The organism is Reella acinonychis (assembly GCF_052384575.1).
Lineage (GTDB): Bacteria > Pseudomonadota > Gammaproteobacteria > Enterobacterales > Pasteurellaceae > JBQSUQ01.
The window spans coordinates 94,179-103,471 of sequence record NZ_JBQSUQ010000003.1 but is presented as its reverse complement, the minus strand read 5'-3'; the positions used below and the strand labels follow the sequence as shown (position 1 = coordinate 103,471).

Annotated in this window: 13 protein-coding genes; all 13 read right to left on the bottom strand. The window is 41.8% G+C overall.

Going from position 1 to position 9,293, the window contains the following annotated elements; translation table 11 throughout:
• Window positions 1-68: 68 nt before the first annotated feature.
• Window positions 69-1,415 (bottom strand): DUF3383 family protein, encoded by a 1,347-nt coding sequence (locus ACT2CV_RS01470; protein ID WP_464973847.1) that lies wholly within the window; start codon window positions 1,413-1,415, stop codon window positions 69-71.
• Window positions 1,402-1,893 carry a phage neck terminator protein gene (locus ACT2CV_RS01465; RefSeq protein ID WP_464973846.1) on the bottom strand — a complete coding sequence of 164 codons (492 nt, stop codon included), beginning with the start codon at window positions 1,891-1,893 and terminating at the stop codon, window positions 1,402-1,404. Before ACT2CV_RS01465 ends, ACT2CV_RS01470 begins: the two co-directional genes overlap by 14 nt.
• Window positions 1,883-2,230 (bottom strand): hypothetical protein, encoded by a 348-nt coding sequence (locus tag ACT2CV_RS01460; protein WP_464973845.1) that lies wholly within the window; start codon window positions 2,228-2,230, stop codon window positions 1,883-1,885. Before ACT2CV_RS01460 ends, ACT2CV_RS01465 begins: the two co-directional genes overlap by 11 nt.
• Window positions 2,231-2,233: 3 nt before the next feature.
• A complete protein-coding gene (locus tag ACT2CV_RS01455; RefSeq protein ID WP_464973844.1) occupies window positions 2,234-2,677 on the bottom strand; it encodes a phage virion morphogenesis protein in 444 nt (147 codons plus the stop codon).
• Complete coding sequence (locus ACT2CV_RS01450; RefSeq protein ID WP_464973843.1) at window positions 2,664-3,011, bottom strand: hypothetical protein; 348 nt, start codon at window positions 3,009-3,011, stop codon at window positions 2,664-2,666. Before ACT2CV_RS01450 ends, ACT2CV_RS01455 begins: the two co-directional genes overlap by 14 nt.
• A 3-nt stretch (window positions 3,012-3,014) precedes the next feature.
• Entirely contained in the window at window positions 3,015-3,212 is a 198-nt protein-coding gene (locus ACT2CV_RS01445; protein WP_464973842.1) for a hypothetical protein, read from the bottom strand.
• Window positions 3,212-4,168 carry a DUF2184 domain-containing protein gene (locus ACT2CV_RS01440; RefSeq protein WP_464973841.1) on the bottom strand — a complete coding sequence of 319 codons (957 nt, stop codon included), beginning with the start codon at window positions 4,166-4,168 and terminating at the stop codon, window positions 3,212-3,214. Before ACT2CV_RS01440 ends, ACT2CV_RS01445 begins: the two co-directional genes overlap by 1 nt.
• A gap of 68 nt (window positions 4,169-4,236) precedes the next feature.
• A complete protein-coding gene (locus ACT2CV_RS01435) occupies window positions 4,237-4,671 on the bottom strand; it encodes a structural cement protein Gp24 (RefSeq protein ID WP_464973840.1) in 435 nt (144 codons plus the stop codon).
• Between the two features lie 13 nt (window positions 4,672-4,684).
• Entirely contained in the window at window positions 4,685-5,749 is a 1,065-nt protein-coding gene (locus tag ACT2CV_RS01430; protein WP_464973839.1) for a DUF2213 domain-containing protein, read from the bottom strand.
• A 249-nt stretch (window positions 5,750-5,998) separates the two neighbouring features.
• Window positions 5,999-6,418, bottom strand: coding sequence for an HD domain-containing protein (locus ACT2CV_RS01425; RefSeq protein WP_464973838.1), 420 nt, complete (start codon window positions 6,416-6,418; stop codon window positions 5,999-6,001).
• The gene (locus tag ACT2CV_RS01420; RefSeq protein ID WP_464973837.1) at window positions 6,418-6,636 is read right to left on the bottom strand and encodes a hypothetical protein; all 219 of its coding nucleotides are present in this window, start codon (window positions 6,634-6,636) and stop codon (window positions 6,418-6,420) included. The genes ACT2CV_RS01425 and ACT2CV_RS01420 overlap by 1 nt, the downstream gene beginning before the upstream one ends.
• The gene (locus ACT2CV_RS01415; protein ID WP_464973836.1) at window positions 6,636-8,090 is read right to left on the bottom strand and encodes a phage minor head protein; all 1,455 of its coding nucleotides are present in this window, start codon (window positions 8,088-8,090) and stop codon (window positions 6,636-6,638) included. Before ACT2CV_RS01415 ends, ACT2CV_RS01420 begins: the two co-directional genes overlap by 1 nt.
• On the bottom strand, window positions 8,005-9,291 hold the full coding sequence (locus tag ACT2CV_RS01410) for a phage portal protein (protein ID WP_464973835.1): 1,287 nt from the start codon (window positions 9,289-9,291) through the stop codon (window positions 8,005-8,007). The genes ACT2CV_RS01415 and ACT2CV_RS01410 overlap by 86 nt, the downstream gene beginning before the upstream one ends.
• Between the last annotated feature and the right edge of the window lie 2 nt (window positions 9,292-9,293).

Below are 9,293 nucleotides of genomic sequence, written 5' to 3'. Positions count from 1 at the left end.
AAGTGCGGTCAATTTCAGAGAAGTTTCCAAAATTGACCGCCAGTTAAATTATGCTATGTTAATTTGAATTACAGCGAATATGCCAAGTTACCTTTGATTTCAGTAACATTGATTGCTCCTGCTAACCGAGCAGAGAATTTCACATCTTGCAAGATACGCAGAGCTTTGTTGTTGTCAGAAACGCTCGCCGCTTTCGGTAAGGTAATGACGTAGTTTTTCACTTCCGCACCTGATTCATCTAATTCCACTGGTGCAATGCCGCCACGAGCCACCCCTAAATCAAGTGCTTGGCGAATTGACTGCCCGATAACTTCAATACCTGCGTCCGTGTAAGGCAATTTGCCGTAGGCGTTAATCATCGCTGATGTGGTATTGATTTGGATTTCTTGCAACAACCAATCACGGAAACGAATCACATCAATCCATTCACCACCTGCTACTTTGCCACCTTGTGTTACTGAAAAACTATCATTGAAGTTCTCAAAAGTGGTGCAGTTTTTGTTTTTCGCTGCAATAAATTCACCTTCAGCAAGTGGCGAGTGCGACACCCCAGCAAGTTTTTTCAAGTTCCAGTTTTCCGCGCCTGGATAGAACGTAAAACAGTAACTCATCAACGCCATATCAGGGTATTCACTTTCTGCTTTATGTGAGTACATTACAGCAGTTCGGAAATAATTTTTTTCCTTACAAACGCTTGCTAAGTCAGTATTTGAAGATGGCACAAGGATATTAGGGTCAGCACTTGCCGTTAAGAATAACTTACCATTAGCTTCCGCCCAATCTGCCACTTTTAATACTTCAGATTGTTCACGACTTGCCAAACCCAATCCGTACCAGCGGTTGTTTTCTTTAGCACACGCTGCCAACGCCACAGTGAAGTTTTCTGTATAAGTTGCAGTTAATACACCGCCTTGAATATCCGTTAAAACCACATCCGCATTTCCCGTTGGCTCAATAGTGAGTGTTGAACCACTGGCTGATACCGTAATCGGAGAGCTTAATCCTTCAAGTGACGATTTTAATGCGGTTGTAGTAGCTGAAGCACTCGAAGTAAAGCTCACTTCGACATCGTGCGATTTGTAATTACCATTCGTTAAAACTTGCACTTTCGCTTTGAATTTATTACCCGATTTAATTTCACTTAAATCTAATTCATAGCGATTGGCTTTCACGCGTCCAATAAAGACCTGTGAAACGTGCGAACCTTGAGCAAAGGCGGCTGATGTGGCTAAATAAAGCGGATCGGTTGGTGGTAAACCTAAATCAAGTAATTGATTAGCGTCCGTCACTACCATAATGCGACCAGTAGCAAGGCTGTGTTTGGCTAAAATCAACATATCACTGAATGATTTGCCTTGAATGGCAGTTGTTCCTAGCTCAATTTGTACATTTACAAGACGATCAATTTTCGCCATTTTGTACTCCTATTTGTGTAATGTGATGATTATCGAGATTTTCGATCTCAACCTGTTGAATGAAAGGAATGTTGTCGTCAAGCTCTACGCTATACCGCAGTCGGATTTCTACAATCGCTCGCTGCTCATAATGTTGAGCTTCGTTTAGGTAAGGCATATCCGAGATTTTGCCGATTTCTACCACCGTAATATCTGCATTTGCCCATTTTTCAAGCGTGCTTTGCAATTTCAGGCGGAAAATGGCTTGCGTAAGCAACCTTAACGCCCGTTCACCAAATACTTGCAGCTCTAACGTACTTTCAATGTGTGATACTGCTTTACCATCACCAATAGCGTTATAACAAAAATGCTCTGGCAAGGTTTCCCATCGCAAAGCGTAAGTTGCAAAAGGTTTCGGTGGCTCTTTGCCGTCTTGATAGGCTCGAATTAACGGCACATTGAATAATTCCGACAACAACGGGTAAATTTTAGTCTGCATTGTTCACTCTCACTGCGTGATAGCGATAATGGCTCAGACTCGTTGTAGGAAAATGCGAACGGCTAACCACAAGATATTCCTGATCGTCAAAAATAACCTTGTCGCCGCCTTTCAAATCTTCCCCAGCGACTGAAAGCACGTCATCATCGCTATAAATCACAATCGCACTGCTGATATGCAACCCTTGTAGCTGCGGCGAAAGTTTATCCATTGCAACGGGTCGAATTGTCGCAAAAAAATGCAAAATCGACGTTTCGCCCTTGATCCACTCGCCATTTTCATACCGTCCATCGCTTGATTGTATTTTTTGATACTCTCTACGAAATGATGTCTGCATTGATTAACTCTCCACTTCATACCGAATGCTATTCAGCAGTTGCCCTGTATCAATCAACGGCTTGCTTGACCCTTTCCGTTTGATCGTTTGCGGTGCATTAGGTTGCCACGCAAAAGTACGCAACACGGATTTCATTTTCCCTTCATACCACAAGCCAACTTGAGATAATGCGGTAAATGGTGGCGTACCATTGCTGACAAGTGACACACTTCGTTTTAACAATTGAAAGGCTTGATCTGAATGCAAGGCATAACATTGACGAATAAAAGGGCGAGATGGAATGTGCCTTGTTCCGTACTCATTCCAAACCGCCACATCTAAAACGCTAGTACCGTCTGGGTAGCTGCCACTATCCGCTTGAATGCCAATTTTGACCTGACATTTAGCCAGTTTCTCAATGTTGGTGACCGCTTTTAGAAAGCCTAAATCCCGATCAGCAACCGACATTGTTGAACCCTACTGTAATAGCACCCATTCGCTCACAAATCGCATTGAGTTCTTGCCATTTCGCCAAGAACTGTGTGGATTTACGATGTTCAAGGCTATAACTTACCGCTAAATCCCCTTCTCGTTCGCTACTTAACCCTTGCGGATTGATGTTGCTTTCGAGATGTTGAGCAAGTAAGTATGCAGTGTAATAGGCAGCGGCTAACTGCTGTTTTTCAGCGGGTAGGCACTTCGGCGCGTGATCTAATCCTAACGAAACGGACATATTTAACACCGCACTATCGGCTTTTACGTAGTCAGGGTAAATTAGCGGTAAGATTGAGATCACGTCCATAACCTAGCCTTCCTTTTTGTTACCTTTCCCATTTTGAGCTTTCGGCTCTTCTGCTTTCGGCTCTTCAACCTTAACTAAAACGCCACGGTCTAAAAACGACTGCAAGCCAACGGCATCGTCCGCAATTTCTACGGTTTGATTCGGGGCGATAAACTCGCCCCCAATGTGAATTAAACGGGGTTCCACGTTTTTGACTAGCATTATTGCACCTCCGCTTTCACCGCTGATAATGGATAACGCAAGAACACACCGCCCACACGAGCTAAGCAGTTCACTACAAGCTCAAGGTTGCGTTCCTGTGCTGGCAACTGCTCAAAGTCTTTTGGCAACTCTAAATTCAAGTTGTCGATATTTTTCTCATAGCAAATCACTAAGTTTTTGCCTGATTTGCTTGCTTTTTCAAGCTCCCAAATACCTTGAATGGTAAGTGATGGGTATTTCTTCTGGAAGAAAGCCAACACCGATGTTTTATCTGCATTAGAGAGATATTTACTGCCTAAGGTCTGATAATCCGTCAACGCCATAATTAAATGTGTTGGTTGGTGAACGCCTTTAGACTGCAACACCACGGTGTTGTAGAGATTATCTAAATCTTCTAAGATTTTCTCCGCAGTTGCAGATTTCCAGTTGCCTGTTAAAGCGGTTTCGCCTAAATTCGGGTGGTTGATAAAACCATTTAAGCCGTACTCCTCATCGCCTAATAAGGCAATTTGGTTGAGTTTGATTTCCACTGCACGGCGAGCTGCACGAGCTTTCGCAGTCGGTAAATCCGTACGGTTTGCTACTGCTGCCTGTAACTCTTGCAAGTTGTAGCCATAGCTTGCACCGATACTTTTCACTTTTACCGCACGTTCAGTTGCTGCAACGTCCGCACGTGGTAAGTCATCGGCATAATTAGCGATGATTTTCGCCATACCTGCGTGAGAGTAGGTTTTTTCTACCACTGTTTCCGCCCATTCAGGAGCTTCGCTTGAAATCGGCACTAATGCCAAACCGTTCATCTGCGGTAATTTTTCTTCATAAACTTTGTTACGCACAACTTCCAACTGACGAGCAGTAAATAAACCTGCGTCTTGGTTGAAAGTACCTGCAACACGTAAACATTTGTTGATTTCGGTCAATTCGGCTTGGTCTGCATTAAAATTTTGCATTGTCATTCTGTTTCTCCAATAAAAAAGCGACCTAATAAGATCGCCCTATGTGTGAAGTGATTAACTGATAAATACTATTTCTGTGGTGCGTGAAGTTCCACTAAGGCAATTTTGCCAAACGGTGTTGTCACTACGCCTGAGCGGAAAATTGCATTTGGTAACGCTGTGCTTGCAGCGTCCGACACTAAACCAGTAGCAGGATCGAATTTCACACCACCACGTTCAGTTACGGCATCAGCACCTTTTACCGAACACCACGCTAAACCACGGGTCATTACAGAAACTGCATCAAATTTCGCATATTGTTCCGCAACAGCGTGACTGTGCAATGCGATACCTACTGCAACTGTACCACCTAATTTTGCTTGTGTTGGTTTAGTGCCAACAGTAACAATAGTTCCAAAAGGGATTGCGGTTTCTGCTGCAAAGGTTTCAACACGATCAAAACCACTATCACCTTTCATACCAGCGAAAGCTACTGCTTGACGATCATCATAAATTTTTGCCATTTTTTGCTCCTTATTAGTTACGGCTTGCCATCATTTTGGCACGACCAGATAATGTTAATTCAGGTTTGCCGTCTTGATTCATTTGCATTTGTGGTTGTGTTAACGTAGAGCGTTGTTGAGCTTCGTTATCCGCACGAGCTTGACTATCAGCTAATGCCATATCAAACGCCGCTTCAATGTAAGCGTCTGAACGATCTTTTAAGTCCACACTATCGCCACGCACCGCTTTAATTACTGCTTCTTGTAATTGTCGGTCTGTGCTATCTGCTTTCACTTCAACTTTGTGACTTTTTGCAGCCGCTTCCAACGCTAAACGCTTTTTCGCTTGCTCAAAAGCATCTTGCTTCATCTGCTCTTGTTTACTTTCAAGCTCTTTTACTTTCGCTTCTGCGGCATCTGCACGGGCGGTTTCTTTGTCTTTTTCCGCTTGAGCATTTGCTGCGTCTTGTTTGAATTTATTGAGTTCGTTGATTACTTCAGGGGCGGCTTGATAGGTAATGCCACTGTCTAAACGAACATTTGAGAGATTTTCTGGTTTTTCCACGTTGTGTTTCTCCAAAAATTGTACGGCATCAGCCGCATCCATATTTAACCGAGCATTACCTGCTCGCCCTTTGCTTACGATAGCCAAATGATTCGGCTTGATATTACGTTGGATTGCATCGTACGGTTCACCGTCTTCAGTTATTCCGCTTGTCATCTCAAGCTCTACTTCATAGCCTACCGATAATTCTTTTTTGCCTTTTGTTGTAATCGGATTAGTGTTGTGGATAACAATATCCGCTATCAAATTTTTGCCATCTTGTCGTCCAACTGATAACACCGACCCAATTACAAGCGTTTGAGCATTATTACCCGTGATTTTGCCGTGATGCTCATCAGTAATCGGAATGCCCTTAAACGCATTCAAACTGTCCGCTTTAAACACCTCATCAGGCGGACGATATTCACGTCTTGATGTGCCATCAGGCTGCTGATAAATAAAAACCCCCGTTCTTGTTAGAACAGGGGTGTCACGAATAAACCCGTTTTGATCTTTCTCCGCCTTAAATTCAAGGCGATCGTATCGCATTGTCATTGTTACCACCATTTAATTGCGTTTACGAAAATTGCAGCCGCAACCAAAAAACCAAGTAGCCAAATACCCCAAAATCGCAATGTTGATAAACGTTCGGTCATCATTCTAAACTCCTTGATAATTGATAGGATAAGTTTTAAACTTGTCATATAAATCGTTTCCTTAATGGTTGTGATTATGGAAATGAAAAACCCCGAAAGTTCGCACCTTTCGGGGTTTGTTTTTGGAAATAAAAACCTAGCGGTTAGGCTAGGTTTGTAAAAATTGTTTGGCTTGTTGATATTTTCTCTGTCGAGATAAATCCTTTTCAGTCGTTATCGATAGGCGACTTAAATCCATATTATGTGTTAAATCTGCAATCTTAACCTTTCTCGCAATCTCGTTCGATTTCACACGTAATAAATAATCTTGATAATTTTCGCCCTGTCGCTTGGTAATTGCATTCACAGAATCAGCAACGACTTTACCAAATAAAGCCGAAATATCACTTAATGAAGTTTCTGTATCTTCAACACTATCGTGAAGCCAAGCTGTTGCGACAACTTCATCACTTTCATTTTTGACTAAATCAGCCACAAATTGCAAATGATTGATATAAGGTTGCCCTGCTTTATCAAGCTGTTTTTCGTGAGCTTTCTGAGCAAACTGCTTGGCTTTAATCGCTAACATCAATGCACCTTGATGAAATGGATAGCTTCTTTCTCGGAAATTTCTTCATAATCAGAAAAACCACTCACAAGAATTTTATCCGCCCAAAATGTACCGAATTTCTGATCCCAATCTTCTTGTTCTGGCTCGTATGTAGCAAATGAGAGCCAATCAGCAGGATTGCCACGAATGAGTTTTTGTCGATTATCGCCAAGTTCAGCTAAATAGTATTGATACATTATTTTTTCCCTTTAATTAACGATATATCTTTTGGTACTTTAAGATTAGCACTTAATTTCTGCATTTCAAGTGAAATTTTCACTTTTTCTTGTGGAGATGTTTTAGGATCACGAAATATCTCGTAAAGTTGGTGTAACTTACCGTTTTTTAGTTCAAAACTCTCTTTTGTGTGATACTGCATTTCAAAGATGATATTATCTTTTTCAACAAACGCATTTACAAAAGTATTAATCCCTTTGTAAGTTGCACCTTCTTGCCAAGTATTTTTAACAATAACTGTTCGATAGCCTTTGGTCGCCAGAATCTTTTGCATCTTCTGATACTGTGCCACAAAAGTATCGCCATCAAAGATTGATGTATAGCGAACTACATCTTTAACACTAGCAATAGCTTGCTGCTCAGAAAGTCCAGCTAACATTTCTGTTTTGATTTTACGCTCTAAAGAGTTAAGAGATTTCAGTCGATATTCAAGCCCCTCCACCTTACCACCAACTGAAGCAATAATTTGAGTTATATCACTCGTAATTTTAGGCTCTATTTTTTCAGCTCTCGCTCTCAACAATTCAGCACTTTTCACTTTTGAATTACCATATAATGTATTGTCTACAGAATATAACTCTTTCGGCTTTGCAGATCTACTACTTGCTATTGAAGTATTATACGGCTTATCCATCCCTTCTACAAAATCATCAAACTCAGGCAACACAGGCTCGGCATAACAACGGCATAAAATCGGCTGTTGTGGGTGTCCGTCTTCGGGTGCTTCTGCCCACGAAAACTGTTTACCTTCTCGCTCTTGGTGACTATCTCGCACTCGCTCATCTAGCATTGTCCGCCAAATGTAGTGTGTAATGCCGACTTGCTCTTGTCTGAGTTTAGTAAGCTGCCCGTTGAGCTTGCCGATTTGATCACGTGCGATCAATCTTGCTCGTTTTTTTGGAATAGCTAAGATATCTTCAATTTCATCTGCAACACTTTCCCAGCGTTCACCTTTTCTCACCGCTTCCACAAAACGATACCGCAGTTTTTCGTGCAACTGCGTGGGAATGCTCTTAATCAAGGCAGTGTTCTGCTTTTCAAACAGTTTTAACTGTAAGTCAAGCCAATCTTCGTGTTTGAAAATATCCACGCCATAAACGCTTTTCAGCACTTTATGGAGTTGTCGTTTGTTGAAATCGCTTGTTTGATGGGCAAAATCACGAACTAGGCGGATCACTTCATCATCTGACACCCAAAACAACAACGCAGACGCAAGTTCTTCAAGCCATTTCAGTAGCAAGTCTTCCAAGCTATCATGCCGCAACGAGTCAGTTTCTGCCCATTTTTTACAAAAATCACGAGCTTCTTTTTCTATTTGCTGAGCTAGCTTAATGAGAGTGCTTGTGTAAGCTCGCTCCACTGATGTTGGAAATAACCACGCTTTCGGTTTCTTGCGTATTTTCCGAATCTTCATCTGCTGCACCTTTCAGGTTTAACTCTTCGCTGTGTAAATCTCGCAATTCGTCATTAGATAACGCCCCTGCGTCCACCAAATCAAGCAACCGCTTCGTTTCAACTGCTTTCGTATCTGCTTTGACTTTCTCCACATTCGCAATTTCTGCGTCAGTTGGTGTTTTTAATGACGGGAATGTAATAGACCAATCGTTATTTGCTTTCACGTGCTTTTGAAGTGCGATTAATTCAAGTAGCTTTTCCAACACTGGTTTGATTTTATTTTGTTGAATGCCTTCGATTAGGTCATAGAAACTCTCAATATCATTCTCACCAGTAGCGTTCATTCCTTTTGCAGATTGTCCGAACAAAATCGACACAGGTATTTTTGTATCAGCAGAAATGGCAACTTTTAACTCGTCAAGAATATCAACTACACCGCCTAAATCAGCGTTGATGATGGTGTAATCATCTTCCTGATCGACCACCACCGCATTAAGTGAATTTCTAGCTTTTTCCACCATCGACACACGACTACGAATGCTATCTTCTAGTCCGTTTGCTATCGCTGTTGCAAGCCCTTTCATTCGATGAACAGGTTGCTGCTTACGACGTAAGATTTCATTGCTTAAATGCAGTGAATTTTCATAAATCGCAATTTTCTCAAATACTCGAGTAACCGCCCTACCTTTCCAATGAATACCATTTTTTGCTTTTTCAGGTAATGCGTCACCTGATACAAACAACATTCGGCTTTCGTGAATTTCCACTTGTGCATTATTTAACTGCACAAAATAGCTTTGATACTGCCCAAAATTCGATTTTTTCGGATCTAAATAGCGTTGACTGGTCGGCGTAATCTGATCTAACCCAAAAACACGCAACTCACTGATTTTTGTCATTCGGTCTGTGTTTAATGGCTCATTTAACAATCCGTCATCAGTGATTAACACCAACGCAGCACCACCAAATAACCGAGACCAACGTACCGCATTAGCGATTTGTGGAAGAAATGCAAGGCGTTCGAGTTCGTACAGCAGAACATCATTCTCATCGTTCTCTAACTCAATACTACGTGATACCGCTGCGTCTGCTGGAATATCAACCACATTCGCAAATAACCCACCTAGTTCGTATCGAGTAAAATCCAGCATCACGTTGTTTTTGTTGCGTTGCTCATTTAGCCCTAAAGCGTCTGAATAACTATCTTGATTAAAATTCATTT